Source organism: Microbacterium marmarense (assembly GCF_037204165.1).
Classification (GTDB): domain Bacteria; phylum Actinomycetota; class Actinomycetes; order Actinomycetales; family Microbacteriaceae; genus Microbacterium; species Microbacterium marmarense.
The window spans coordinates 47491-73894 of record NZ_JBBDGL010000001.1; the positions used below are offsets into that span (position 1 = coordinate 47491).

General features: G+C 63.8%; 25 protein-coding genes. 10 read left to right on the forward strand and 15 right to left on the reverse strand.

Features of this window, described 5'->3' with window-relative positions:
- Nucleotides 1–22: 22 nt before the first annotated feature.
- Nucleotides 23–895 carry an aldo/keto reductase gene (locus WDU96_RS00185; RefSeq protein ID WP_337336465.1) on the forward strand — a complete coding sequence of 291 codons (873 nt, stop codon included), beginning with the start codon at nt 23–25 and terminating at the stop codon, nt 893–895.
- 130 nt (nt 896–1025) lie between these two features.
- Here the strand turns inward: WDU96_RS00185 and WDU96_RS00190 are convergent, their stop codons facing one another.
- A complete protein-coding gene (locus WDU96_RS00190) occupies nt 1026–1385 on the reverse strand; it encodes a DsrE family protein (protein ID WP_337336466.1) in 360 nt (119 codons plus the stop codon).
- A gap of 81 nt (nt 1386–1466) precedes the next feature.
- Between WDU96_RS00190 and WDU96_RS00195 the strand changes: the two genes are divergently transcribed.
- Nucleotides 1467–2030, forward strand: a complete 564-nt coding sequence (locus WDU96_RS00195; protein ID WP_337336467.1) for a TetR/AcrR family transcriptional regulator — start codon at nt 1467–1469, stop codon at nt 2028–2030.
- A gap of 50 nt (nt 2031–2080) precedes the next feature.
- The gene (locus WDU96_RS00200; protein WP_337336468.1) at nt 2081–2227 is read left to right on the forward strand and encodes a hypothetical protein; all 147 of its coding nucleotides are present in this window, start codon (nt 2081–2083) and stop codon (nt 2225–2227) included.
- A gap of 11 nt (nt 2228–2238) precedes the next feature.
- On the opposite strand, the gene WDU96_RS00205 is transcribed toward WDU96_RS00200, so the two are convergent.
- From WDU96_RS00205 to WDU96_RS00215, 3 genes are read right to left on the reverse strand one after another with little or no spacing between them, the layout of a single operon-like run.
- Nucleotides 2239–3084 (reverse strand): transglutaminase family protein, encoded by an 846-nt coding sequence (locus tag WDU96_RS00205; protein WP_337336469.1) that lies wholly within the window; start codon nt 3082–3084, stop codon nt 2239–2241.
- Nucleotides 3081–4013 carry an alpha-E domain-containing protein gene (locus WDU96_RS00210; RefSeq protein ID WP_337336470.1) on the reverse strand — a complete coding sequence of 311 codons (933 nt, stop codon included), beginning with the start codon at nt 4011–4013 and terminating at the stop codon, nt 3081–3083. Before WDU96_RS00210 ends, WDU96_RS00205 begins: the two co-directional genes overlap by 4 nt.
- Nucleotides 4007–5755 carry a circularly permuted type 2 ATP-grasp protein gene (locus WDU96_RS00215; RefSeq protein WP_337336471.1) on the reverse strand — a complete coding sequence of 583 codons (1749 nt, stop codon included), beginning with the start codon at nt 5753–5755 and terminating at the stop codon, nt 4007–4009. The genes WDU96_RS00210 and WDU96_RS00215 overlap by 7 nt, the downstream gene beginning before the upstream one ends.
- A 138-nt stretch (nt 5756–5893) precedes the next feature.
- On the opposite strand from WDU96_RS00215, the gene WDU96_RS00220 reads away from it, so the two are divergent.
- Nucleotides 5894–7513 carry a molybdopterin-dependent oxidoreductase gene (locus tag WDU96_RS00220; RefSeq protein ID WP_337336472.1) on the forward strand — a complete coding sequence of 540 codons (1620 nt, stop codon included), beginning with the start codon at nt 5894–5896 and terminating at the stop codon, nt 7511–7513.
- Between the two features lie 20 nt (nt 7514–7533).
- Here the strand turns inward: WDU96_RS00220 and rocD are convergent, their stop codons facing one another.
- The gene (rocD, locus tag WDU96_RS00225) at nt 7534–8754 is read right to left on the reverse strand and encodes an ornithine--oxo-acid transaminase (protein WP_337336473.1); all 1221 of its coding nucleotides are present in this window, start codon (nt 8752–8754) and stop codon (nt 7534–7536) included.
- 11 nt (nt 8755–8765) lie between these two features.
- Nucleotides 8766–9644: a dimethylargininase gene (gene ddaH, locus WDU96_RS00230; protein ID WP_337336474.1), complete on the reverse strand. Its 879-nt coding sequence runs from the start codon at nt 9642–9644 to the stop codon at nt 8766–8768.
- Nucleotides 9645–9911: 267 nt separating this feature from the next.
- Here ddaH and WDU96_RS00235 point away from each other — a divergent pair, with 267 nt between their 5' ends.
- The 4 genes from WDU96_RS00235 to WDU96_RS00250 are packed head-to-tail and all read left to right on the forward strand — an operon-like array spanning nt 9912 to nt 14210.
- Nucleotides 9912–10823, forward strand: a complete 912-nt coding sequence (locus WDU96_RS00235; protein WP_337336475.1) for a hypothetical protein — start codon at nt 9912–9914, stop codon at nt 10821–10823.
- Nucleotides 10820–12010, forward strand: a complete 1191-nt coding sequence (locus WDU96_RS00240; protein ID WP_337336476.1) for an acylneuraminate cytidylyltransferase — start codon at nt 10820–10822, stop codon at nt 12008–12010. Before WDU96_RS00235 ends, WDU96_RS00240 begins: the two co-directional genes overlap by 4 nt.
- Nucleotides 12007–12879: an N-acetylneuraminate synthase family protein gene (locus WDU96_RS00245; RefSeq protein ID WP_337336477.1), complete on the forward strand. Its 873-nt coding sequence runs from the start codon at nt 12007–12009 to the stop codon at nt 12877–12879. Before WDU96_RS00240 ends, WDU96_RS00245 begins: the two co-directional genes overlap by 4 nt.
- Nucleotides 12876–14210, forward strand: coding sequence for a DUF6716 putative glycosyltransferase (locus WDU96_RS00250; protein ID WP_337336478.1), 1335 nt, complete (start codon nt 12876–12878; stop codon nt 14208–14210). Before WDU96_RS00245 ends, WDU96_RS00250 begins: the two co-directional genes overlap by 4 nt.
- Here the strand turns inward: WDU96_RS00250 and WDU96_RS00255 are convergent, their stop codons facing one another.
- Genes WDU96_RS00255 through WDU96_RS00275 form a run of 5 tightly spaced genes read right to left on the reverse strand, consistent with a single transcriptional unit; the run spans nt 14211 to nt 20392 of the window.
- Nucleotides 14211–15212 carry an NAD(P)-dependent alcohol dehydrogenase gene (locus WDU96_RS00255; protein ID WP_337336479.1) on the reverse strand — a complete coding sequence of 334 codons (1002 nt, stop codon included), beginning with the start codon at nt 15210–15212 and terminating at the stop codon, nt 14211–14213.
- Complete coding sequence (locus WDU96_RS00260) at nt 15209–15433, reverse strand: helix-turn-helix transcriptional regulator (RefSeq protein WP_337336480.1); 225 nt, start codon at nt 15431–15433, stop codon at nt 15209–15211. Before WDU96_RS00260 ends, WDU96_RS00255 begins: the two co-directional genes overlap by 4 nt.
- Nucleotides 15433–15900 (reverse strand): hypothetical protein, encoded by a 468-nt coding sequence (locus WDU96_RS00265; RefSeq protein ID WP_337336481.1) that lies wholly within the window; start codon nt 15898–15900, stop codon nt 15433–15435. The genes WDU96_RS00260 and WDU96_RS00265 overlap by 1 nt, the downstream gene beginning before the upstream one ends.
- 55 nt (nt 15901–15955) lie before the next feature.
- Nucleotides 15956–19774, reverse strand: coding sequence for a proline dehydrogenase family protein (locus tag WDU96_RS00270; RefSeq protein ID WP_337336482.1), 3819 nt, complete (start codon nt 19772–19774; stop codon nt 15956–15958).
- Between the two features lie 57 nt (nt 19775–19831).
- Nucleotides 19832–20392, reverse strand: coding sequence for a thioesterase family protein (locus WDU96_RS00275; RefSeq protein WP_337336483.1), 561 nt, complete (start codon nt 20390–20392; stop codon nt 19832–19834).
- Nucleotides 20393–20601: 209 nt separating this feature from the next.
- Here WDU96_RS00275 and WDU96_RS00280 point away from each other — a divergent pair, with 209 nt between their 5' ends.
- Both WDU96_RS00280 and cofE read left to right on the forward strand, forming a co-directional pair.
- Nucleotides 20602–21108, forward strand: coding sequence for a GNAT family N-acetyltransferase (locus WDU96_RS00280; RefSeq protein ID WP_337336484.1), 507 nt, complete (start codon nt 20602–20604; stop codon nt 21106–21108).
- A 6-nt stretch (nt 21109–21114) separates the two neighbouring features.
- Nucleotides 21115–21924 carry a coenzyme F420-0:L-glutamate ligase gene (gene cofE, locus WDU96_RS00285; RefSeq protein ID WP_337336485.1) on the forward strand — a complete coding sequence of 270 codons (810 nt, stop codon included), beginning with the start codon at nt 21115–21117 and terminating at the stop codon, nt 21922–21924.
- A gap of 71 nt (nt 21925–21995) precedes the next feature.
- On the opposite strand, the gene WDU96_RS00290 is transcribed toward cofE, so the two are convergent.
- The 4 genes from WDU96_RS00290 to WDU96_RS00305 form a co-directional block, all read right to left on the reverse strand.
- Nucleotides 21996–23696, reverse strand: a complete 1701-nt coding sequence (locus WDU96_RS00290) for a cytochrome b/b6 domain-containing protein (protein ID WP_337336486.1) — start codon at nt 23694–23696, stop codon at nt 21996–21998.
- 6 nt (nt 23697–23702) lie between these two features.
- Nucleotides 23703–24671 carry an electron transfer flavoprotein subunit alpha/FixB family protein gene (locus WDU96_RS00295; RefSeq protein ID WP_337336487.1) on the reverse strand — a complete coding sequence of 323 codons (969 nt, stop codon included), beginning with the start codon at nt 24669–24671 and terminating at the stop codon, nt 23703–23705.
- Nucleotides 24672–24680: 9 nt separating this feature from the next.
- Complete coding sequence (locus WDU96_RS00300) at nt 24681–25457, reverse strand: electron transfer flavoprotein subunit beta/FixA family protein (RefSeq protein WP_337336488.1); 777 nt, start codon at nt 25455–25457, stop codon at nt 24681–24683.
- Between the two features lie 105 nt (nt 25458–25562).
- Nucleotides 25563–26342 (reverse strand): enoyl-CoA hydratase, encoded by a 780-nt coding sequence (locus WDU96_RS00305; RefSeq protein WP_337336489.1) that lies wholly within the window; start codon nt 26340–26342, stop codon nt 25563–25565.
- Nucleotides 26343–26404 lie beyond the last annotated feature (62 nt).

Genomic DNA, 26404 nt, shown 5'->3' on the forward strand with positions numbered 1-26404 from the left:
ATGACTGGAATGGAATTCAAGAATGGCAACGACATACGCCCCTGAACTTCGACAGCAAGTGGCAGAAGGCTGCGGTAGATTCTCGACCGCAGCCGTTCGAGATGACGCCAACGCGAGCGCGACTGTGAGCGCAGCGTACGAGGCGGGCATTCGAGTGTTCGATTCCGCTCGCGCCTACGCTACAGTCAACGATCCTTTTCACAATGAGTCGCTGATCGCGTCGGCGCTACGCGGACGCGAGGACGCTTTCATCATGACCAAGGGAGGGCACTTCCGCACCGGCGACAACAGCTGGGGCGTCGACAACTCCCCAGCGCGACTCCGTAAAGATGTTGACGGCAGTCTTCGCGCGCTAGGTCGAGAGCGGCTCGACCTCTATTTTCTTCACCGCGCAGATGGGCCGCTCGATCTCGTCGACGCATTCGGCACACTCGAAGAGCTCCGCGTCGAGGGCAAAATTGGTTCGATCGGGATATCCAACGCGTCGATGACGCAGGTCGACGACGCGTCGACTGTCTGCCAGCTGACTGCTGTTCAGAACCGCTTCGTCGCGGGCGACTCTGCAAACGAGGTGCGCCGCGCCGAAGACCTCGGCTTGGTCTTCTTTGCCTACTCACCCCTCGGCGGCCCATCGCAAGCAGGTGCAATACCGTCTCGTTTTCCCGCTCTCTCCGCACTCGCGACGGCACGAGGTGCCACCGCGCAGAGACTCATACTGCGTGGGATGCTGGCGCAGTACAGCGCACTCTCGGTCATTGTCGGCATGGGGAGCCCGGAGCGCGCAAGAGAAAACGCCAAGGCATCAAGCGAACCGTGGGACGGAACATGCCAAGCGGCGTGGGAAGCAGATGTGCAAAAACTGGGGCGAGTAGTTGGAGGCGGTACAACTCGATAGCCCGGCGACAGGGCGCAGACCAAACAGCCAATCTGGCCCGCTCGCACGACGCCGAGGTACCCAAAGACTGAGGGGTGGATGCCGCAGCATCCACCCCTCAGTCACTTCACCCTGACAGCAGGTACGCGCCTCAGTAGTTGAGAACCTGGCGACCCTCGTTGACGAGGTCACGAATGCTGGCCTCGCCAGCGGCCTGATCGAGTAGCGGCCATCCACCCGCAACGAGCTGGTCCTTGACCTTGTGTCCGGTAGCGCAGTAGGCGCACGCACCGCGAACGTCGTCTTTGAGCGAGGTGAGCAAGGCGTGCAGCGGGTTGGAGGTGTCGGTAAGGGCAGCGAGCGCCTCGACACCAGATCCATCGAAGACGATGGCGACATCGTCGCCGGCCTCGACGAACTCAGCGGCCGTTTTCAGACCGCGGTAAACGCGGGAGATGTCTCCTGAGGCGGGTTCGTAGATGACAACGGCGATCTTGTTCTGCTCAGACATGAAGACTCATTTCCCAAAAGTATTTGCCATACCGGTCGGTATAGCTAGACGATAACTGAACCGATCGGTACAATCAAATCCATGACTTCGCCAACAGCAACAGCGCCTCGCGTTCCCGCCCGCGACCGTCTGCTTCGAGCCGCGAGCGAGCTTTTCTACGAAGACGGCATCAACGCCACCGGAGTCGAGCGGGTGGCATCGCAGGCCCAAGTGACGAAGGCCACGCTGTACAACAACTTCCGCAGCAAAGACGAGCTCATCGCGGAGTATCTTTCGTTGGGCCTGACGGCCGCCACCGCGTGGATGGAACAGATCAACCGAGACGAACCCACTCCACAACGTCGGTTGAGCGCAATGTTCGAACAGCTCGCCGACGACGTGCGGCTCGGACGTTTCCATGGCTGCCCGTTTGCGAGCGCTGCGGTCGAGGTGCCACAGAGCAAGGCTGCGATGGTGCAGGTGCGCAAGCACCGCGCAATGCAGCTCGAACAGATCAGCCAGATGGTCGGCGGTCACGAGTCGAAGGCCGAGCTGATCCTCGCTCTTTATGACGGCGCAATGATCGCGATGAAGTCAGGCGCTGGCGCAGACACGATTGGCCGCGCCCGCGATGCCAGCATCCAACTCCTAGATACGCCTGGTTGATCTCGCGCAAGCCCCTGTCGCATCGACTCAACGCAACCTACGGTGGGTGCATGGACGAGCGACGCGATGAGAGCCGAACCCCCGAGAACGATTCCCCCAAGGGTGGCGACGACACTACCGAAGGACAGCTCGACGCCGACAACGCGGCGGAAGAGGCCACTGTCGCGGCGCTAGACCCTGACGACTCCCCCGCCTGAGTTGCGCACCTTCACGCCTCGCGGGTGATGGTCACCTTCACGTGGAGAGTGCCCTTGAAGGGGCCAGCGTATACGCCGCGCAACGGCGGCACATCACCGTAGTCGCGGCCACGGCCGACGAGCACGTGACTGTCAGTGATCTCAAGGTTGTTGGTCGGGTCGAAACCTTGCCAGTCCCCCGCGAACCACTCGATCCACGCATGGGATTCACCCGCCACCGGAACACCGATCTCCGCTTCGGGTCGCGAGTGCAGATAGCCAGAAACGTATCGAGCGGGAATGCCCACCTCGCGGAGTGCGCCCAGAGTGATGTGTGCGATGTCTTGGCACACGCCCTTGCGCGCATCCCATGCTTCGACAGCAGTCGAGTGCACGCCCGTGATGCCGCCCACGTACTTCATCGCGTTGCCGATGGCGACCGCGATCGCACGGGCGGCATCGCCCGGACGCTCGTGCTGCGACGCAATCGAGCGTGCAATTTCAGCGACCTCAGGGTGAGGCTTCGTGCGCGGCGTCTGATCCAGCTGTTCGACCGACTCGATCAGGCGCGACGCTTCGCGCTTGAGCTCATCCCACGTCATCTCCGGCTCTTCGAGAGGTCGGGGTCGCACCTCTACGAGAGAACGCGCGGTGAGCGTGAGCGTGTTGTGCGGGTTCAGCACGTCGAACGACGCCACACGGGTGCCGAAGTAGTCGACATACTGGTTGACCGACGTCGACGGCTCGATATCGAGCGCAGACGTGAGCACGAACTGGCTGTCGGTTGAACTGGGCAGCATGCGCGCCTCGTTGTACGACGCTGACACGTCACCTTGATAGGTGAACCCGGTCTCGTGCTCGATACGGAGGCGTTTCATGAGATTTCTCCGATCCAGCTCGGCTGAGCTTGCGTGGGGAAGAACCGATCGCGAACAGCTTCGGATGCTTCGCGGGTGACCGTCTGCACTCGCTGCATGTGATGCGGCACCTCGTCGAGGATCTCAGAAATGGGCCGGTACTCCAGCTCATTGCGGATCTGCCCGAGTGCACGCAACACCGTGTTCGAGTGGCCAACACGATCGTTGCGAGGGTCGATCGCGTGCATGCACTGCTCGGCTTGCTGAATCGAGTAGATGATCGAACGAGGGAACAACCGGTCAAGCAACAAGAACTCGGCCGCGTTGCGCGCGCTCGGAATACCCCGGTACGTACGCAAATACGCCTCGTATGCACCGCACGAGCGAAGAATCGTCGTCCACGATGGCCCCGACACCTCTGTCAACGACCGAGTCGACAGCATGCGCGCGGTCATGTCGGTGCGCTCAATGGCTCGGCCGAGCGTAAAGAACTGCCACGATTCGTCGCGGCTGGTTGACGCATCCACCAGTCCCACCGAAAGGGCTGAGCGCTCGCGCACCCATTTGAAGAAGTCGTGCACCTGATCGATCTGCAAGCGGCGCGGCATGCGAGCGTTCGTAGTGTTGAGCGTCTCCCAGAGATCGGTCGACACGATTTCACGTGCGCGGCGTGCGTTCTCACGAGAAGCGGTGAGGGCGTACGCGATGCTGGCGGGGTTTCCTGCATCGACGGCGAGGCGCTGCAGCACATCGTTGCGGTTAACCTTCTGCACGCCAGCGGGAGGTGCCGACCCCATCACGTTCAGCAGTGATCGGCACGCGGTATCTTCGTCAATCCACGGGTCTTCCAGCAGAAGCTGCAGATGCACGTCGAGGATGCGTGCTGTTCCATCGCTGCGCTCAATGTATCGCCCGATCCAGAACAGGCTTTCGGCGATGCGACTCAGCATGATTCACCACTCTCTGCCCGAGCATCGAGCCGCTGTTGCTGCTGTTGCTCTTGCTGCTGCTCTTGCTGCTGCGAAGTAGCGGGCGATGGGTCTTGCGGCGAGTGACTCACCGCGGGCTGATCGTCGTAGATGACCGGGATCGATGACGTGTGCTGCGCCACGTCTTCTGGGTAGATGATCGAAATCGCCGATGTCTGTGGCGCCGGCTCCGAGCTCACATCCGGCGCCGTGGTCTCTTGCCCATACTGCACGCTTCCGGGAGCCGAGCCGCCCACGATCCACGTGTCTTTCGATCCACCACCCTGGCTCGAGTTGACGACCAGCTGCCCTTCGGGCAAAGCCACGCGAGTGAGGCCGCCGGGCAGAACCCAGATGTCATCGCCATCGTTGACAGCGAAGGGTCGAAGGTCGGCGTGACGCGGCCGCATCCCGTCTTCGACGAGGGTCGGGATAGTCGAGAGCATCACGACGGGTTGGGCGATCCATCCACGCGGGTCGGCGATCAGACGTTTGCGCAACTCGTCGAGCTCCTTCGGTGACGCATCCGGCCCGACGACGAGCCCCTTGCCGCCCGAACCGTCTACCGGCTTGACGACCAGTTCAGGCAGGCGGTCGAGCACTTCTTCGAGGGCCAGCGGGTCTTCCAGACGCCAGGTGTCTACGTTCTTGAGGATCGGCTCTTCTGAGAGGTAGTAGCGAATGAGGTCGGGCACGTACGTGTAGAGCAGCTTGTCGTCAGCGACTCCGTTGCCGACCGCGTTGGCAATCGTCACATTGCCGAGGCGGGCCGCGAGCATGATGCCCGGAGCGCCGAGCATCGAGTCAGCGCGGAACTGCAACGGGTCGATGAAGTCATCGTCAACCCGGCGATAGATCACATCAACGCGCTTGGGCCCGCGAGTGGTGCGCATGAACACCTTGCCGCCGATGCACATGAGGTCACGGCCCTCAACGAGCTCAACACCCATCAAGCGGGCGAGCAGAGTGTGCTCGAAGTATGCCGAGTTGTAGACACCGGGGGTGAGAACGACGACGTTCGGGTCTTCGATGCCAGCCGGCGCCGAGGCGCGAAGCGCGGCGAGCAGCTTGTTGGGGTAATCGCCCACCGGCTGCACCCGCATCGAGACGAACAACTCGGGCAGCGTCTGTGCCATCACGCGGCGGTTCGAGATGACGTAGCTGACCCCCGAGGGCACGCGCACATTGTCTTCGAGAACGCGCATCTCGCCGTTCTCGTCTCGAATCAAGTCGATACCCGACACGTGAATGCGCACGCCGTTGGCGGATTGGATGCCCGCCGCCTGGCGGTAGAAATACTGCGACGAAGCGATCAGCGCCGCGGGCAAGACATCGTCGCGAACGCAGTGCTGGCGACCATAGGCGTCGTCGAGAAAAGCCTCGAGTGCCTGCACCCGCTGCTTCACACCTGCTTCGACGCGTTTCCACTCGTCGTACGCGATCACTCTCGGCACCGCATCGAGCGGGAACGGACGCTCTTCACCGGCGAAGTCGAACGTCACCCCCTGCGCAAGATACGAACTGGCGAGCGAGTCAGTTCGCCCGCGCAGTTCTTCCTGTGTCATCTGTGCGAGCGCCTGATGTAGCTCTCGGTAGGCCTCGCGTGATTGGTCTGGGCCGCCCGGCTGCGCCGGACCGCCAAACATTTCATCGAACGCGGGAACACCCGAGGGCGTCTTGCGCGGCGCGAGAGTCGAGCCGTAACCGTCGAAGAGATCACCCATGGGCCGAGCCTAGTCCGAAGGTGTTGCCGATGTGTTTCCACTTGACGTATCGATCTGACCTGGTAGGCAACCTTGTGAAACCCTTACGAATCGGCCGATCACGCCGCGAGCCGCTACTGGCCGACCTACGCTGTGAACGTGGCAATCAAGCAACCGGCGGATCGCCCCGCCTACCCGCTGACCTGGGTCGCGGGTATCGCGTCAATCACTCTCGGAGCGGGCCTCGGCGAATTGACTGCCGGGGTGCTCGCCCCAGAGTCGTCGCCTTTCGCGGTGGTCGGCGATGCTCTGGTGGATGCTGCGCCTTCGTGGGCGAAAGACGCGGCCATCGCTCTGTTCGGCACCGCTGACAAGGTCGCGCTGTTCGTGGGAATCGCGATCGTCGCCGTCGCCCTCGCGGCTCTCGCGGGCTGGCTGCAGTCACGCACTCCGCCGTGGGGCCTCGTGGTGGTAGGGGCCTTCGGCGCCACGGGCGTCGTCGCAGCGATGACCCGCGCAGACGCTGGCCCGTTTGCCTGGGTGCCGTCGCTGGTGGCAGGCGTAGTCGCGGCGCTCGCGCTGCACCTGCTCACTCGCCTGCTCAGCCCTGCTGCACGTGCGTCACGCGCCGGTGCGCCGTCGGTGGTTTCGCAAGGCACCTCTGCAACGGCGGCGGCAACGGCGGCGACACCGGCGACGGCGGATCAGAACCCCGATCGCCGCACCTTCTTCGTCTGGGCGGGTGCCGCCACGGCGGCTGGCGTGCTCGCAACCATCGCGGGCTCGGCGGTGCGCGCAGGTTCACGCACCGTCAGTGCCGTGCGCCAAGCCATCGGTCTGCCCGCAGCCGCGGTTCCCGCCGCTGCGGTTTCGACGAGCGCTGAGCTCGCCATCAGCGGATTGGCACCGGTGATCACACCGAACACCGAGTTCTACCGCATCGACACCGCGCTGATCGTTCCGCAGGTTGATACCTCTGGCTGGAGTCTGCGCATTCACGGAATGGTGAAGCAAGAGGTCACCATCACGTGGGACGACCTTGTCGCGCTCCCCCTCGAAGAGAGCTATACGACACTGTCGTGCGTCTCGAACTCGGTGGGAGGCGATCTGATCGGCAACGCCAAGTGGCTCGGCTATCCGATTCGCGAACTGCTCGCGCGTGCCGAGCCGACGGCGGACGCTGACATGGTGCTTTCGCAATCGATTGATGGCTTCACTGCCTCCACCCCGCTGAGCGTTCTCACCGACGACCGCGACTCCATTCTCGCGATCGGCATGAACGATGAACCGCTGCCTATCGAACACGGGTTTCCGGTGCGCATGGTGGTGCCGGGCCTTTACGGCTATGTGTCGGCAACAAAATGGGTGACCGAGCTGAAGGTCACCACGTTCGAACAAGACAAGGCGTACTGGTCTACCCGCGGATGGTCAGAACTCGGGCCGATCAAGCTGCAGTCGCGCATTGACGTTCCGACCCGCAATCAGAGTGTGCCCGCGGGCGAGACCGTCATTGCTGGTGTCGCCTGGCAGCCTCACGTGGGGGTCTCAAAGGTCGAGGTGCAGATCGACGGCGGCGAGTGGGTCGAAACGACACTTGCTACCGCGATCTCGGATGACACCTGGGTGCAGTGGAGCATGCCGTGGACGGCCACGAGCGGTTCCCACACGATCAGCTGCCGCGCCACGAACGTCAATGGCGAGACGCAGACCGATGCGATCGCGCCGCCCGCGCCCGATGGAGCCACGGGGTGGCAGCAGATCAGCATCAACGTCGCCTAGCATTCGGCAACCACACCTGATCAGCCTGCGAGCACGACTCTCAGCTGCTCGATAGCCCAGTCGATCTCGGTCGCGCGAATCACCAGCGGCGGCGCAATGCGAATCGTCTGGCCGTGCGTGTCTTTCACCAGCACGCCGCGAGCAAGCATCTTCTCAGCGATCTCGCGACCGGTGCCCAGCGCGGGGTCGATGTCGATGCCCGCCCACAGGCCCGCAACTCGTACATCGGTGACGCCTTGGCCGATCAGGGCGTTCAAGCCGGTTTCGAGATGTTCACCAAGTGCGGCCGCACGGGTCTGGAACTCGCCCGACTCGAGCATCTCGACCACGCGCAGCCCAACCGCCGCCGCAAGCGGATTGCCGCCGAACGTTGAGCCATGTTGGCCCGGCTGAATCACTCCCAGCACATCCCGGTTCGCGACCACGGCCGAGAGCGGAACGATGCCGCCGCCCAGCGCCTTGCCGAGCAGATACATGTCAGGAACGACCTGCTCGCGATCGCACGCGAAGGTGGTGCCGACGCGGCCGAGGCCGGCCTGAATCTCATCGGCGATCATGAGCACGCCGCGACGGGTGCAGATCTCGCGCACCGCGCGCAGGTAGCCCTCGGGAGGAATGATGACTCCCGCCTCGCCTTGAATCGGCTCGATGAGCACCGCCGCGGTGTTGTCGTCGATCGCGGCTTCGATCGCGGCAGCATCTGCGAACGGAACCTGCACGAAACCGGGCGCGAACGGGCCGAAGTCATCGCGCGCACTCGCGTCATCGCTGAACCCGACGATCGTCGTCGTGCGGCCATGAAAGTTTCCGTGCGCGACGACAACCGTTGCAGCATCCGCAGGGATGCCCTTGACCCGATACCCCCACGCGCGTGCAACCTTGATGCCCGACTCGACAGCCTCGGCGCCGGTGTTCATCGGCAGCACCAGATCTTTGCCGCACAAAGCGGCGAGCGCCTGGGCGAAGATGCCGAGCTTGTCGTTGTGAAAAGCTCGGCTCGTGAGCGTGAGTCGATTCAGCTGCTCTTGTGCGACGGCAAGAATTGCCGGGTGACCATGTCCGAAGTTCAACGCCGAATAGGCCGAGAGCAGATCAAGGTAGCGCTTGCCCTCGATGTCGGTGACCCAGGAACCTTCGCCGCGTGAAACGACAACCTCGAGGGGGTTGTAGTTGTTGGCGAGGTGAGTCTCTGCGGTGTCGATCACACGGAGGGCCTCGGTGTGAAATGAGGGAGTAGTCATGGCGTTTCCGTTCAGCGTCGCAGTTCCAGGGTGCAGCATTTGATGCCGCCTCCACCGAGCAGGAGTTCTGACAGATCGACGAGCACCGGGTTATAGCCGCGCTCACGAAGCTGCTTCTCAAAGCCCTTAGCGCGTGGCGAGATGATGACATTGAGACCGTCGCTCGATGAGTTCAGGCCGAACACCGCACCGTCGTCGTCTGACACCTTGATCGCATCGGGAAAGCGCTCGGCGAGAATGCGCTGCCCTTCGGCATCGAATGCACCGGGCAGATAGGCGATGTTCGCCTTCTCAACACCGTTCGGCCCTTCAACGGGGTCGAGCACCGAGATGGCGGTGTCGAGGTGATAGAACCGCGGGTCGACCAGGTTGAGTGAGATGACCTCTTTGCCGAAGACTCGCCCAAGCTCGCCGTGGCTGTCGCCGGTCGAACGAAAGCCGGTTCCGGCAAGGATCACATCACCGACCAGCAGAAAGTCACCCTCACCCTCGTTCACCTCAACCGGGTCGGCAACGGCGAACCCATTGGCAGCGAACCACTCCATGAAGGCGGGGCCTTCGGGCTGCCGCTCAGCGAAACGAAACTTCGCCCCGTACGCAACACCGTCGATGATGAAACCGCCGTTGGCGGTGTAGACCATGTCGGGCAGCGATGCGATTGGGTCAATCAGGTGAACCTCATGACCGAGAGCGATGTACGTGTCGTGAAGCTTCTGCCACTGACTGACGGCGAGCGCAGTGTCAGTCGGGTTAGCCGGTTCCATCCACGGATTGATCGAGTAGCTCACGGTGAAGTGATCGGGACGACACATCAGATACGTACGACGCTGCTGAACTCGAGAAGCGTGGGTATCGACAGCGGGCGCTGACACTGCGTTCTGCGTAGACATGAGTGCTCCTTGCGAAAGGGCGGCGGACGCTGTCCTGGGGCCCGACGGCCTTCGACGCATTGCACTCAGTAACAAGGCAAGAGCGAAGGGAACGATTCGGGCACGCCACGTTCATTCTGCCACGGGAAGGTGGCCCGTCTCGTTCTATCGGCAGCGGGCGGCGAACGCGCCAAAAGTCAGCAGTTCACTGTTTCGTTGCCGACAAGACACCTCATCGGTTCTCCTACGCCACCGTCATCGCGCATCGTCGAGAGACCGGAGGAACAAATGGATACCAACGCAGTGCTGGCTTGGGTCGAGTCACCCCTGCAACTCGTCGGCGCCGCCGAGTGGGGTGCCGCTCACCGCAGAGCGGTGACCGTAGCTGGTCGCCTCACCGCGCAGATGTCAGAGACAGCCGACGAGCTGCTCGCGCGTCGCGCCTGGTTCGGCGAGATGGCGCCGTACCTCGGAATTCCTTGGAAGCTGCTGTCACAGCATGGGCACTGGCTCATCGGCGATGGCTTCTCCGGCCAGTTTCGCCTTGCCGCGTCAGTATTGCGTCCGCGACAGATCACGTTTCTCGATGACGGTGCCAACACGACGTCGCTCGCCGACAGTCTCACCGGCTCGCGTCCCTATGCGCGCCCGGGTATCGCAGAACGCGGGCTCACCACTCGACTGCGTCCCTTCGCACTTGAAACGGTGCGACGAGTCGCGCGCGATCGCCGAGCGTCGATCTTCACCGCGTTCGATCTGGGGGCCGCCCGCGAGAATGCCCTCACGAACTTGGGCTTTTCGGTTTGTCATCACTCATTCGAATGGACGCGCTCGAGCGCGGGTTCGGCGCAGCACCGTGAGAACCGCATCGTGCTCGGAAGCGCCCGCCCGGTAGACGGACGCATGCCCATTGAGCACTACATCCGCTGGGTCGACCACATCGCCGCGGCAGGCGCTGTGGAGTACTTTCCCCACCGCCGTGAGACGCCCGGCCAGCTCGACGCCGTCAAAGCCATCGCAGGTGTAACAGTCGTGCAGACGTCGCTGCCGATCGAACTCATCCTGGCAGGGCATCCGACTGCTCTCGATGTGTTCAGTCAGCCCTCCAGCACCAACACGACCCTGCCGCTCGTTCTGCGCGGCAGCGGATCAAGGGTGCACAGCAGCGCCCCAGGCCCCGAGATTGGCATAAACACGTGAGCGAAACAGTCGCAGTCATTCCGGCGCGAGGCGGATCAAAGGGCATCGAGCGAAAGAACCTTCGCCGAGTCGGGGGAATCCCGCTCGTCGCGCGCGCAATCCTCGCCGCGCAGCGATGCACAGAGATTGATCGTGTTGTCGTGTCTACTGACAACGACGAGATTGCTGACGTGGCACGGGAATGGGGCGCGGACGTCGTTATGCGCTCCGCCGATATCGCCGGCGACGAGGCATCGAGTGAGAGTGCGCTTCTGCACGCGCTCGCGGAACTCGAGGCGCGCGGTATCGGAGTTCAGATTCTGGCCTTTCTGCAGGCCACGTCGCCATTCATCGACTCGACCTCGCTTGCCGAGGCTGTGCGGGTGGTGAGCTCACGCCGGCGCGACGTCGCCTTCTCTGCGGTTGAGAGTTTCGCCTTCATGTGGCACCGCGGCGATGGCGGCTGCGCTGTAGCCCTGGGCCACGACGTCGACTCACGCCCGAGGCGACAGGATCGGGAGCCGCACTACCGCGAGACCGGAGCGTTCTACGTCATGCGCGCGCGCGCATTCGTCGCGGTCGGCCATCGCTTCTACGGCAGCATCGGCATCATCGAAGTGCCTGAGCAGACCGCGATCGAGATCGACACCCTCGCTGAGCTCGAGATGGCTTGTCTGCTCGCCGCGCGCATCGACGCAAACGAACCGATGGATGTCGATGCCGTCGCTACCGATTTCGATGGCGTGCACACCGACGACACCGTCGTGGTGAATGACCGCGGTGAAGAATCGGTGCGCGTCAGTCGCTCTGACGGGATGGGCGTGGCGTTGCTGCGCCGCGCGAACGTGCCGATGGTGATTCTGTCGACCGAGAAGAATCCGGTCGTGTCGGCTCGCGCGGCAAAGCTGAACATCGATGTGCGTCAGGCACTTGATGACAAAGCGGCGGCATTGCGCTCGTGGGCAGAATCCACGGGTGTCGCCTTGTCTCGCGTTGCCTACCTCGGCAATGACGTCAACGATCTCGGTTGTCTTGAGATCGTGGGGTGGCCTGTTGCCGTGCGCGACGCTCACCCCGCGGTCTTGGCGGCAGCTCGCGTCACTCTTGCGAGCACGGGAGGATCCGGCGCGGTTCGCGAGCTGGCCGATCTCACACTGAGCGGGCGCGAAGCGTCAGCATCCATCCACAGCGAAAGGTCCACCTCGTGACTGTCACCATCGGAAACCGTGTCGTCGGCAGCGGCCGCCCCGTCTATGTCATCGCCGAGATCGGCCTCAACCACAACGGCGATGTCGAGATCGCCAAGCAGCTCATCGACGTTGCCGCGAACGCCGGCGCTGACGCCGTGAAGTTCCAAAAGCGCACGCCCGAGCTCGCGACCCCCGAGCACATGCGAACCATTCCGCGGGAGACGCCGTGGGGAACAATGTCGTACCTCGACTATCGCCGCCGCGTCGAGTTCGGCCGCGACGAATACATCGAGATCTCGGACTACGCCATGCTGCGCGGCCTCGAGTGGTTCGCATCTCCCTGGGACGAACCGAGCGTCGCTTTTCTTGAAGACCTAGGCGTCACCGCGCACAAGGTCGCCTCGGCCAGCCTGACCGATCACGCCCTGTTGAGTGCGCTGCGAGACACGGGCAAGACGGTGATCCTATCGACCGGAATGTCAACGATCCGCGAGATCGATGCGGCAGTCGATGTGCTCGGAACCGGTCGCCTGCTCCTCATGCACGCCACTTCCACGTATCCGATGGAGCCGAACGAGGCGAACCTGCGCATGATTCCGGCTCTGCATGATCGGTTTGCCGGTGTTCCGGTGGGCTATTCGGGTCATGAGCGCGGCCTGCAGATCTCCCTGGCGGCCGTGGCACTGGGGGCTGTCGCCGTCGAGCGCCACATCACACTCGACCGCACGATGTGGGGATCAGATCACGCTGCGTCGCTTGAACCGACCGGTCTTGAGCACCTGGTGCGCGACATTCGTGTCATTGAAGAGGCGCTGGGTGATGGTGTGAAGCGGGTCTACCCCGGCGAACTTGCTCCCATGGCAAAACTCCGCCGCGTTCCGGCGTGAGCACGTGGGCTGCGTCCGCCACCAAGGCTGAAATACGGGTCGTCGGCGTCGGCGACACCGACTCATACGTCAAGTGGGGCGCGGCGCTCCTAGGCGGCGCACCCGCTCAGTTCTCGAGCAGCTTCGTCGTGCTCGAAACACCTCTCGCGGTCAGTGCCGGGCAACAACGTGCCGCCCTTGCCGGCAGTGGTCTGCCTGCACACGCGGTGTCTCGCCTCACGCTCGACGCGTTTCACCAGCAACTCACCGGTGATCCCCCCGATGCCGTGCTCGTTGCGGCGCGTGGGCCCCTTGCGCGGGTCATCGCACGGTTGGTAGCGACCATCGAGCCGCGTCCGGTGATCGTCACGGGGCTTCCCGGCATCTCGATTCCCGCGACGCGAAAGGCCTTGCTGTTTCGCGCACAATGCGATCTGTTCGTGTTGCACTCCCACCGCGAGATCGCCAGCTTCACTCACTTGGCGTCGTCCCAGAACTTCGATTCCAGATTCGCTCTCGCCTCGTTGCCGTTCGCGGCACGAGCGCGAGTTGCTGACACGTCGCACCCGCGCGGAACGGATCTGGTCTTTGCCGCGCAGGCAATCGTTCCGCTCGAGCGCCACGATCGTCTTGAGGTCGCCGCACTGCTCATCCGAGCGGCGAAAGCGAACCCCTCGCGACAGGTAGTGCTCAAGCTCCGTGGCGCGAAGGGGGAACACCAGACGCACTCGGAATCTCTGCCGCTGGCTGACCTCATTGACGAACTGGGTGGGGCGCCCGAGAACCTGGTCATATCGACTGGCCCGATGCGTCGCGCCCTCTCGACTGCAGAGGGGCTGGTGACCGTCAGCTCAACCGCGGCGATCGAGGCGATTGCGCTCGGGGTTCCGGTGATCGCGCTCGACTCGTTTGGCGTCTCACCCGAACTCATCAACGAGGTCTTCGACGGAAGCGGGCTCTACGGGAGTGATGATGACGTCGTGCACCGGCGCTTTCGGCAGCCGAATCGGCTTTGGACCCGCGAGAACTACCTCCATGATGCCCGTGACGACAACTGGGCCGCGCGCGTCGTCGAACTCGTTGCACTGCGACACCAGGGTGTGCTGGCGCCGAAACCACCGCTGCGTCGCCGAGGTGGCGTCATTCGCGATGCCTGGGAGCGAAAGCTCGTACTGGGCAGTTTCGACAGGTCGGCTGCCGGCTTTTTCGCCCTGGTGATCGGTGTGCCGTTGCGGGCTATTGTGCGCACCGGCCAACGGGTACAGCGAACGATCGCGCCGCCCGTGGCTGCCGAGTCGCACAGTCGTGAAACTCCCGATGCCAAGAAGCACTCGCGTATGGGGTCACGGTAGTCAACCCGTGACGGTGACCACGATCTTGCCGACCACATGACCGTCAGCGGCGCGCGCCAACGCAGCATCGGCTTCATCGAACGACGACACGTGCTCGATCACGGGTGCGAGCGAGCCCGCCGTCGCTAGCGCCACCAGGCTGTTCAACGTGTCTTGGTTTGCAGTCGCTGCCAGGGGAAGCAGCTTGCGCTTTGACCCCACCGAGATGATGGATGCTGCTGTCAACCGCGCGAGCGGCCCCAGCATACGTCCTCCCTGGCCCGACACCAGCACGACTTTGCCGCCGTCTCGCACGAGACGCTGAAGCGCGCGCAACCTGGCTGTGCCCGCGATGTCGATAACCACGTCGAACTCAGCCTCGCCGAGCTCGGTGGCCCCCGGTTGCACCTTCTTGTAGTCGAAGGTGGCGGCCGCGCCGAGGGACTCGACCAGAGGGCGATTGCGCTCACCACAAAGCGCCCAGACCTCCGCGCCGCGCTGGGCACACAGTTGCACGGCGAAGGTTCCGACCCCGCCTGAGGCCCCGATCACCAGCACCCGCTGCCCCGTCGCGACACCGGCGCGATCGACAGCCTGCAGCGCGGTACCCCCAGCGACCGGCAACGCCGCCGCGACGGTGACATCGAGTTCAGACGGGCGGTGCACAAGCCGCGAGGCTGTTGACACGGCATACTCCGCGAGCGCCCCTCCCGCGAGTTCGCCGACCACCTCATCACCGACCTTGAATTGGGTCACTCGCTCACCTAAGGCCACCACTGTCGCGGCAGCATCCATTCCTCGCACGCGCTGTTTCGGTCGACGAAGTCCAAAGGCGACACGCAAGACCAGCGGCTCACCGCGCATGACATAGATGTCACCCGCGTTCAGCGATGTAGCGTGCGTGCGAACAAGCACTTCGTCACGCCCCACCTGCGGAACGTCGATCTGGGCTTGGACGACAACTTCCGGGCCGCCGTACCGCTCTTGACACCATGCCGACATGGTCGTGGGCAACGGGTTCATTGTTCCTCCGCCTCGGGGTACTGAAACAGATCGTCGAGTCCCACGCCGAACACACGCGAGATCTGGAATGCAAGCTCGAGGGTTGGTGAGTACTTGCCCTGCTCGATCGCGATCAGGGTTTGACGCGTCACGCCGATGTGGCGAGCAAGGTCTGCCTGGGTCATGCTCGATCGCTCGCGAAGCGCGCGAATGGAATTGGTGACCTTGGTGGGCTTGACCATCAGATGAGTCCCCGGCGGTACGCAATGACTTGCGCGACCCCGCCGACGAAGGCCGAGAGCGCGAAGCCGAAGAACATGGTGTTCGCGATCCAAAACCAGTCAGCTTCGAACGCGCTCAGCACGATGACGCCGAGACCCGCGACGACCATGAACGCTTGGCCGACTCTGCCGCCCATGTGCGCGATGTCGCGGTCGCGCTGGTCGGACTTGCCGACCCCGTCGGGGTCGCGCATTCCGGCGAAGATGCCCCATACGACGCTGACGACAATGGATGCTGCGATGCTCGCACCGATCGTCCACGCCATGATCGGCCACCAGTCGACCTCGACGAGCGGACCGCCGGCAGCCTGCTGAAAGACGACGAATACGTAGACCGTCATAGCGATGGCAGTGACGCCGAGGCCCGCCCAGACGTTGCGTTCTTCGTAAACCATGAGTAACTCCTTGATGTCAGGAATGTTTGACATCAAGAAAGCTACCGGGCAATCGGCTCGGTGTCAAGAATTCTTGACACCGAGTAGATCAGATCACGTCAGCGGACCAGTCGTCGGGATTGCCGAAGCGATGCGCTGTGATGGTGATCGACTGTTCTCGCAGAAAAGTGAGCAGCTCAAGGCGCCCTGCGGTCGTGACCTCATTGTCGTAGATCGCAACATCAGGGTCACCCTCGATTGCGTCTGCCAATGCACGCCGCAACACCGAAACGGTCTCTCGGGCTCCGACCAGGCGCACGCGCGACGGTCGCGGCGCTATGCCGCTCAACGCGTCAGTGTCGCTGCTCGGCTTGGCAATCATCCGTTCGAGCCACTGCTCCTGGGTCTCAACGAAAACGACAACATCCTCGTCGCTGAGCGCGCGGCGCACCGCAGCTGGCAGGCCGACCGGAGCACTGATTGTCAGTCGCGTGCCCGCTCGAATTCCCGCCAGCGCAATGCGCAGCAGCGCCTGCCACGATGCATCCGCGGTGGCGCGCACATCGACGTCGTGAACCGGCCGGTATCGAAAGAGATTGCGCTCAACACCCAAGTTCGAGACATCTTTCACTCGGCCGAACTCGCGGTCCCATGCGATCGCATCAGACAGCGCAGCGCGTCGCAACCATTCGAAAGCCTCGTAGTCGAGCGTCGCCTGGGCTGCTTCGATCACCGAGGTAATCCGCGAGTCCAGCCCGCGCAAGTGCAGGGTTGCCGAGGTCGCCGCGCCCGATGTCGCCCGCCATGACCCGAGCCCGAGCAGATAGTTTGGACCACCAGCTTTGGCGCCCGCACCGACCGAAGAACGTTTCCACCCGCCAAATGGCTGGCGTTGCACGATCGCTCCCGTGATGCCGCGGTTGACGTAGAGGTTGCCCGCCTCGACCTCTCGCAACCACATCGCGAGATCTTCGGGGTCTTGAGTGTGAAGGCCCGCCGTCAGTCCGTAGTCAACGGCGTTCTGCAGTTCGAGGGCCCGAGTGAGCGACGAAACACGCATGATGCCGAGCACCGGGCCGAAGAACTCTTCCATGTGAAAGCGAGACCCCGGTTGCACGCCGGTGCGGATGCCCGGAGACCAGACCCGACCCTCATAGTCACCAGCATCGTCTTTCGTCGCCACTTCTCGCGGCTCCACAAGCCACTTCTCTCCGGTGCCAAGGGTGGTCAGTGCCCACTTGAGCTTGCCGTGAGGCGGCTCTACAAGCGGCCCGACCTCGGTGCGTGGGTCAGAGGGCACCCCGACGCGAAGGGAATTCGTGGCATCCACCAGCTGGCGCGCAAATCTCTTGGAGCGACCGACCGAACCGACCACGATCACGAGCGAGGCCGCCGAACACTTCTGCCCTGCGTGACCGAAAGCGCTCTTGACCACATCCGACACGGCGAGATCGATATCTGCGCTCGGCATGATGATCATCGCGTTCTTGCCGCTGGTTTCGGCCAGCATCGGCAGATCGCGCCGCCAGGAGCGGAATAGCGCCGCGGTTTCCCACCCTCCAGTGAGAATGACTCGATCAACATCCGCGTGCGACAGCAGCTGCTTTCCGAGGGAGTCTTCGTCGAGGTCGACGAGTGCCAGCACGTCTCGCGGCACCCCCGCTTCCCAAAGTGCTTCGGCGACGACAGCTGCGCAGCGGCGCGCTTGCGGCGCTGGTTTGAAGACCACTCCCGATCCGGCTGCGAGTGATGCGAGCACACCGCCGGCGGGAATCGCGATGGGAAAGTTCCACGGCGGGGTCACGACGGTGACCCGATCAGGCACGAACAGTGCGCCGCCCATGCTGTCGAGCTCGCGAGCGTTTGCGGCGTAGTAGCGAGCGAAGTCGACGGCCTCGCTGATCTCGACGTCCGCTTCGGCCAGCACCTTGCCGGTTTCAGACGCGGCCACTTCAATGAGCTCTGCACGGCGGCTCTCAAGTGCGCTTGCGGCGGCACGCAGCACGGCGCCGCGGTCGGCGGCGGGAAGCGAACCCCACTGCTCGGCGGCTTCTCTGACGTGCGCGACGATGTGATCAAGTTGCTCGGCTTCGGCGACGTGCGCGGCGGCGATCGTCGCGTCTCCGGCGGTGGAGTCGCCGATGCGGGCAATGATCTCGCGACCCCACGCTCGGTTTGCCGGCAACGCGGGATCGGTGTCGGCGGTGTTGACAAAGCCCGGAGCGCCCGCTGCCGTCTGGCTGCCTTGGCGCGACGCGAACACCGCTGTCTCGACGTAGTTGTCTGCGCCAAAGCGCTGTTCGGCCGCGAGTGGCACCACGGGAACGGTTTCATCGGCATCTGTGGCCGCAGATCGTGCGATGCCCAGCACTGCCTGTGTCAGGCCAGCATCGACCGTCGCGTCGTCCATCACTTCGGAATCAACGGCGAGCGTGTCGCGAAAGAGACTGGGGCTGTCGTGCTTTGACGTGTCGGTGAGACGTGTAGCGCGCGCTCGATCCTGCATGCGGCGCGCTCCGACTGGCAGGCTCTCATCGTTCGCGCGCGCCACGGAGGCGATAAACCGCTCGCGCTCGCGATCGAAGAGGGCCGAATCATCGGCGAGGTCGAACGCTGCCGAGAGAAAGTTGTCGCTCGAGGCGTTCTCTTCGAGGCGGCGAACGAGGTAGCTGATCGCGACATCGAACTCATCGGGCTTCACTACGGGCACATACAGTCGCACCGCTCCGACGTCACGTGAGATCGCAGCGACTTGTCCCTGCGCCATACCGAGCAGCATCTCGAACTCGACAGCCTCTCGCACTTCTCGGCCGCCGGCGAGCAGCCAGGCATATGCGATGTCGAACAGGTTGTGGCCGGCAACCCCGACTCGCACTGCGCTGGTGTTCTCTGGCCGCAGCGCGAAGTCGAGGCAGCGCACATAATTCGCGTCGGTGTCGAGTTTCGAATCGAACGTCGCCAGTGGCCAGCCGTGAACAGCGGCATCCACTCTCTCCATTGCGAGATTCGCGCCCTTGACTAGCCGCACCTTGATACGTGCTCCGCCCGCGTCGACGCGCACGCGTGCCCACGCAGTGAGGGCGGCGAGGGCTGGTTGCGCGTCGGGCAGATATGCCTGCAGCACGATGCCGGCTTCCATCGCCCGAAGCCGCGGGTGAGCGAGCAGCCTGGTGAAGACAGCCACGGTCAGGTCGAGGTCGCGGTACTCCTCCATGTCGAGATTGATGAAGGTGCCGTTGTCGACTGCGGTGAGGTACAGCGGCAGCAGCCGCTCGATGACGGTGCTGACGACTTCGTCGAAGGCCCACATCGATACATGGCTGACGATCGCCGAGACCTTCACCGACACGTAGTCGACATCATCACGGCGAATAAGCTCGTGAATTCCGTCGAGTCGACGTTTCGCTTCAGACTCACCCAGCACGGCCTCACCGAGCAGGTTCAAGTTGACGCTCGCGCCCGATTCGCGAATTCGCGCGAGTGCGGGGGCCAGCTTCTCGGGCCGCGCGTCGACGATGAGATGGCCAACCATCTCGCGCAGCACGCGCCGCGCTATTGGCACCGTCGGCGTAGCGATCACGGGGGCAACTGCCCCGCCCGCACGAACGGCGCCGCGCAGATACCACGGCAGAAAGTCGGGCACCAAAGGCGCGATCCGGTTCAGTTGGGATGCTGCCGCGAAGTGTGACTCCGGTCGCATCACGCCGTCCACGAAGCCGAGTGTGAAAGGCAGACCTTTAGGGTCTTTCAGCACCCCGGCGAGCCGCTGTGCGGCGGGGTCGACATCGGCAGTTGCCGCTTCGTCGACCCATCGGCGCGCAAGCGCGACCGCGCTGTCAACAGTGGCACCCGCCGGCTCTAGAGCGTCGGCGTCTTGGTCGCCATGTTCGGACCGATCAGGATCTTGCCGGTCAGGATCATTCGCCATGTCGACAGCCTACGTCCGCCGCTGCGCGGGGTGCGGGTCATCGCAGCGAGAGTTTTGCTAGCTCCAGACGCTGGGCGCCGCGGCGCGAGTCGAGGGCAACGCTGAGGCTGCGGCCCACTCGAGCATCCACGGCTCAAGGGGAGGCAGGGTGTCGGGCCGGTGCAGCGCGTCGAACAGCTCCTCGTGAGGCACGAGGCCTCCTGAGCGCCGCAAGAATCGTGCGCGCACGATCATCTCTGCGTAGATTTCACCCTTCACCACCGCGCGATGCACCATGTAGACCGACTTCTCATCATGGGCGAGCAGTCGCGTCTCAACGGTGAAGCGCTGCCACAGTTGGAGGGACTTGCGGAACGTGATTGTCTCGCTGGCGACTACCGCGTACCAGGCGTGAGAGTTCACGACATCCCAGACGCCGGTGCGAATGAGCAGATCAAAGCGACCGAGGTCGAACAATGACGCGTACCGACCATTGTTCATGTGCCGCAACAGGTCGATGTCGGTGGGCAGAACGCGCAACTTCACGCGGCCCACAACCGTGGGGTCAAGCGGACCGCGACGACGCAGCAGCGCTTTCGCGCGCAAGATGGTCAGCATTGTTCGCCAGATCACGTTCACGAGGAGCGATCGTAGTGATGCTTGCGCGAATTCGCGATTCGGTTGTGGGGTTTCGACAGCCGTGACTCGGCTCGGAGTCTGGGCTGAGCGTGGCGGGAAGTTGATTTGATGCGGCTGAAAACTCACGGTTCTCACCCCGTTCGTTACACGATATTCACGTTGCATCCACTCGATTTCCGCTCTTGCCCACCCCGGCGTAGAGTCTGGCCATGGAAGCTGAAACGCAGACCGACATCGTCGTCCGTCCTGTGCGGGACGTCGACGCTGAAGCGCTCGGACGAGTGCACGCAACATGCTGGCACGAGACCTACGATCACCTCATCAGCAAGGCGGCGCTTGAGGCTGTATCACCGAAGCGCCTCGCAGAGCTCTGGACGCACTGGGCTGCTCAGGGACCCGATTTCAAGATGGTCGCGGCTCTCGCTGACGGCGAGATTGTCGGCTTTGCCGGCTCGGGACCCGCGCGCGATAAGGATGCTCCGCGATTCCGTGAGCTGTATTTCATCTATCTGCTCGATGCGTTTCACGGCACCGGCACCGGCAAGAAGCTCTTCGATGCTGTGGCAGGTGACGAAGAAGAGATGTACCTGTGGGTCGCCGAAGACAACCCACGCGCGCACACCTTCTATAGCCGCAATGGCTTCGCTCTCGATGGCGCCACCCATACCGAACCGTTCCTCGGCGAGACGCTGACCGAAGTTCGCTTCGTTCGCTGATTCTTCATGCTGCAGGTTTGGGCGCTCTCTGGCCTGCCCGAAGTTGATGCGGGCGCCAATCTGGCTGCGCTGATCGGCGACGCTATCGGCGCGGTCGCCGGTTCGGGCGATGTCAGCGGTTCTGGATCGATCCCCGACGGCGAGTCGCTCGAAAACGGCGACATCGTCGTCATCACCTCGAAGATCGTCTCGAAAGCTGAGGGGCGCTTCGTCGTCGCCGCCGATCGCGAAGATGCGATCACGGCAGAGACTGTCAGGCTGGTGGCGTGGCGCACGGGGCCGGCTGGCACCACGCGCATCGTCGAGAACAAGCTCGGCATCGTGTCGGCGGCCGCCGGCGTAGACGCGTCGAACACCCCTGAGGGCACGATTCTGCTGTTGCCGGTTGACCCCGACGCTTCAGCGCGCGCAATCGCGCAACAGCTGCGCGAGAGATTCGGCGTCGAGGTGGGCGTGCTGATCACAGACACGCTCGGTCGCGCCTGGCGCGACGGACAGACCGATCACGCGATCGGCGCGGCAGGGGTGCACGTATTTGAAGATCTTCGAGGTCAGACCGATGCCGAAGGGCGCCCTCTTGTGGTGACCAAGCCGTGCGTCGCCGACGAGATCGCCGCGGCAGCCGAGCTCGTGAAAGGCAAGGCGTCGGGGTTGCCCGTGGCGATCGTGCGCGGGCGCAGCGACCTGGTGGGCCCACTCGATCTGCCCGGGGCTCGATCAATCGTGCGCCCCGCCGAGTTGGATATGTTTCGCCGCGGCGCTGACGAAGCATACGCCGATGGCTACGCCGCGGCTGTTGCCGAGCGCGACAGCTAGCGGCCCCCGGGCGTTGCCTTCGACTCTCGAAGTCGCTTCACGCCGAAATGAACCTCGACGCGAACCTGCCTCTAGCGGCCGCTGACCTTGCCGAACACGCGCGCGATCGGTGCGAGCACCAGCGGGCGTGCTGCCACCCATGCTGCGGCAATCACCACGAGTGACGCGACGAAGAGCCAGAACCCGAGCCAGTTGTCGGCGTACGCGTTCGGATCGACCGAGCCTTGCGCGGCGTACATATGGTTCAGGTTGCGAAGCGCGCCGGTGGAGAGCACCAGAGCGACGTGCACGAAGATGAACGCGACGAAGTAGAGCATCACCGGAAAATGCACCGCGCGTGCCCACTCGATCGGGTACGCCTTGTTGAGGCCCTTTGCATCAGCGGGCCAGAGCTTCGACATGCGGGCGCCGGAGATTGCAGCGAGCGGTGCTGCGATGAAGATCGTTGCGAAGTAGGCGATCTGCTGCAGGCTGTTGTAGTTGACCCACCCGTTCTCTGTCGGCCAGTCCAGTGAGACGTACTGCAGTGCAGCTGACAGGGCGTTGGGGAACACTTCCCAGCTGGTGGGTATGACGCGCATCCACTGCCCAGAAACGAACAGCAGAACGATGAAGATCACGCCGTTGACGAGCCACAGAATATCGAGTGACTGGTGGAACCAGAGGGTGAGAGAGATCTTGCCTTTGGAGTTGTTTCTCGGCGTCCAGAACGCGGTCGGGCGTTTCTCGGTGCGAACGGTGAGACCTGATCGGATGATCAGCACCATCAAGAAGACGTTGAAGAAGTGCTGCCAGCCGAGCCATGCCGGAAAGCCAACCGGCGCACCTTCGGGAAGGTGGTACTCGCCCGGGTACGTCGCCATGAAGCTCTGCATGCCCTCGAGGCTGAGCAGCCACCGGACGGCAAACACGGCCATTGCGGCGGCGAACAGCAGTGCGAAGCCACCGACGATGACCGAACCGACCCACTGAATCTTCGTGAAAGGTCCGACGCGCTCCGCTTCGGGCTTCGGTGCGGTGCGCGTGCGGGCGTAGCGCCCCTCCCACACCGTGCGGGTGAACGGAAGCGGCGCTGCGAGGTCGTATCCGGTTGCGGTGCGCGGTTGCTCGGCAACAGCGGCTTTCACGTCGCCCGGCTGCGAGTCGGATGCAGCCACGACCGCATCTTCGCGAGGCGCGCCGGCCACGTCGTCGGCCTCAGCCATCGACGGCGCGAAGCCCGCCGGCGGCCACGGCTCTCCCCCAGCCACACGGGGCAAGCCGCGGCGAATTGCGGCACCGGCGGCTGCAGGAGCAGCTGCGACGGGTGCGGTCGGTCGCGCCGGGGCGGGTGTCTCAGCGTCGGGTGCCTCGGGGGCGGCAGCAGCCGGGGGCGCCACCTGGGCAGTACCCGCAGCGGGACCGGGCGCAGACCCGCTCGGCGCGGCGGGCTCTGCAAGAGTGGCGGATGCAGGGGCGGCAAGCGAAGCGGGGGGCCACGGCTCGCCGCCCGGCGTGCGCGGCAGGCCACGACGCACGCTGCGGCCCGCAGTCGGTGCTGCCGCGCTAGCCCCCGCCGCAGCCGAGGCAGCAACGGGCGCTGTTGCGGCAGTCGAAGGTGCTTCGGTCGCCACGCTTGTCGCCGCCGGGGCGGCGGGTGCGTCAGTTGCGGCGCTCGGCGCCTCAGGCTCGGCAACCGCGGCTGCGGCGGGTGCGTCAGAGGCGGCAGGCCATGGTTCGCCGCCCACCACGCGCGGCAGTCCTCGCCGCAACTGTTGACCGTACGTCGCCATGCGCCGTTACGCCTTCTTCGCGTTGAGCGCGTCGATCAGCTGCGGCACAACAGTGAACAGATCGCCCACCACACCGAAGTCAGCGATCTCGAAGATCGGCGCGTCGCCATCTTTGTTGATCGCAACGATCGTCTTCGCCGTCTGCATACCGGCCTTGTGCTGAATCGCACCAGAGATTCCAAGAGCCACATACAGTTGCGGTGAAACCGAGACACCGGTCTGACCGACCTGCGCGGCGTAGGGCACGTAGCCCGCATCAACCGCGGCGCGCGAAGCGCCGACAGCGGCTCCGAGGGCGTCAGCGAGTTGCTCGACGAGTTCGAACTTGTCACCCGAGCCGAGTCCACGCCCGCCCGACACAACCTTGACCGCACCACGCAGCTCGGGTCGAGTCGACGACACCACGGCTTCGTCAACGTTGCTCACCGACGCAACGCGGCGACCCGAAGCAGTCACCTCGAGCTTCTGAACATCCGCGCCAGAAACCGCTTCTGCACGTGCGTCGACAGCGCCCTGACGAATCGTGATCACCGGGGCACCCCACGTGACAGCCGACTCCACGTTGTACGCGCCGCCATACACCGAGTGATGCGCGACCACACCGATGTCATCGCGCGAGACACCAACCGCGTCAACCGCGATACCCGAACGCGTGCGCGCCGCAAACCGACCGGCCGCCTCGCGACCCTCGATCGAGTGCGACACCAGCACGGCGTCAGGCTTCACCAGGTCAGCGGCTGCGGCCAGCGCGTCTGCGACCGGAACCGTCAGCCCCTCGCCCGGCGCGCCAACAAGCACCGCTTCGGCACCCAGCTCAGCCGCCGCAGCGCCCACACCATCAGCATCCGACACCACCAACGCGACCGGAGTGCCCACCGAGGCTGCCGCACCCAACAGACCGGCAGCCGACTTGGCGAGCTCGCCCGAGGGCGTCACGTCAAGCAAAACAAGAATTGAGTCTTCAGCGAAAGTCATGGCATCCACCTATGCAAGCCGGTTCTGAATGAGGAACTCCGCGAGCTGTGTGCCCGCGTCACCCTCGTCGACAATCTTCACGCCAGCTTCACGCGGCGGCTTCTCGCTCACAGCGGTCATGATCGACCGCGACGCCTCAGGATCGTTCGCGTCGAGATCGAGATCCGCGAGCGACAGCGTCTCGAACGGCTTCTTCTTCGCCGCCATGATGCCCTTGAAATTCGGGAACCGTGCGTCAGGAAGCGCCTCGGTGATCGAAATCACCGCAGGAAAGTCTGCACTCAGCTGCGCCGTCGCGCCATCACCAGCACGCTCACCCGTCACCGAACCCTCGGCAATCTGAACCGAACTCAGATACGTCGCGTTCGGAACATCAAGCAGCTCGGCGATCATCGCCGGCAACACCCCGCCCGAACCATCCGTCGACTGATTGCCCGCAATCACCAGATCAAACCCCGTGCGCGTCAACGCGGCAGCCAGCACCTCAGCAGTGAGCCCCAAATCAGCACCCAGCAACGCCTCATCAACAACCTGCACTGCCGAGCCCGCACCCATCGCGAGACCCTTGCGCACCGTCGCCACCGACGCCTCAGAAGTCATCGACAACACAACCACCTCAGTGCCCGCGTTCGCGTCGGCATAGCTCAACGCCACCTCAAGGGCACGCTCGCCGATCTCGTCAATGACGCGCTCACTCGCCTCACGATCGGCAATGCCGGTCTCAAGGCTGAGCTTGCGATCACCATACGTATCCGGGACCTCTTTGACCAAGACGACAATCTTCATGGCGCTCCGCTTCCGTTCGTCCTGTCGATACTAACCGCGCAACAATTTTCGATCGAAACGCGTTGTTACTTCAGGTCATGAACCTGAAGGTTATGGCCGCTTCGGTTATGCGTTTCCGAAATTGGGTGCGCGTTTCTCACGGAACGCGGCCATGCCTTCCTTCTGGTCAGCAGTGTCAAACAGCGGTGCGAAAGCGTGACGCTCAAACCGCAGTCCTTCCGCGAGGCTGGTTTCCATTGCCGCATCGAGCGCTGCCTTAGCCGCATAGACCGAGGGCAGCGACTTCGAGGCGATCGTGTCGGCGACCTTGCCAGCTTCTTCAAGAAGATCGGATGCGGCAACGACCCGCGACACCAAGCCGCAGCGTTCGGCTTCTTCGGCACCCATCATTCTTCCCGTCAAGACGAGCTCCGCCGCCTTCGCATACCCCACGGCGCGGAGGAGTCTTTGGGTGCCGCCCATACCGGGGATGACCCCGAGATTGATCTCGGGTTGACCGAACTTGGCAGTGTCAGCTGCCAGAACGATGTCGCACATCATCGCGAGTTCACAACCACCACCGAGCGCATAGCCAGACACGGCAGCGATCACGGGGGTGCGCACCGCGGCGAACCGTGCCCATGGTCCGAAATGATCGTCCATGATCATGTCGAGGCCAGACTTCGACTCCATCTCTTTGATGTCTGCGCCTGCGGCAAAGGCTCGCTCTGATCCGGTCACAACGATCGCGCCGATTGCGGGGTTCGCGTCGAACGTGGTGGCGGCATGAACCACATCGTGCATCAGCTGCGCGTTGAGCGCGTTCAGAGCCTCGGGGCGGTTGAGTGTGATCCATCCGACGCGCCCACGGGTTTCGGTGAGGATGGTTTCGTAGTTGCTCGTCATTCCTCGATCTTGCCTCTCGTTCGCCCAATGCGCCAGGACGCGGCAAGCGCAGCGCACAACAC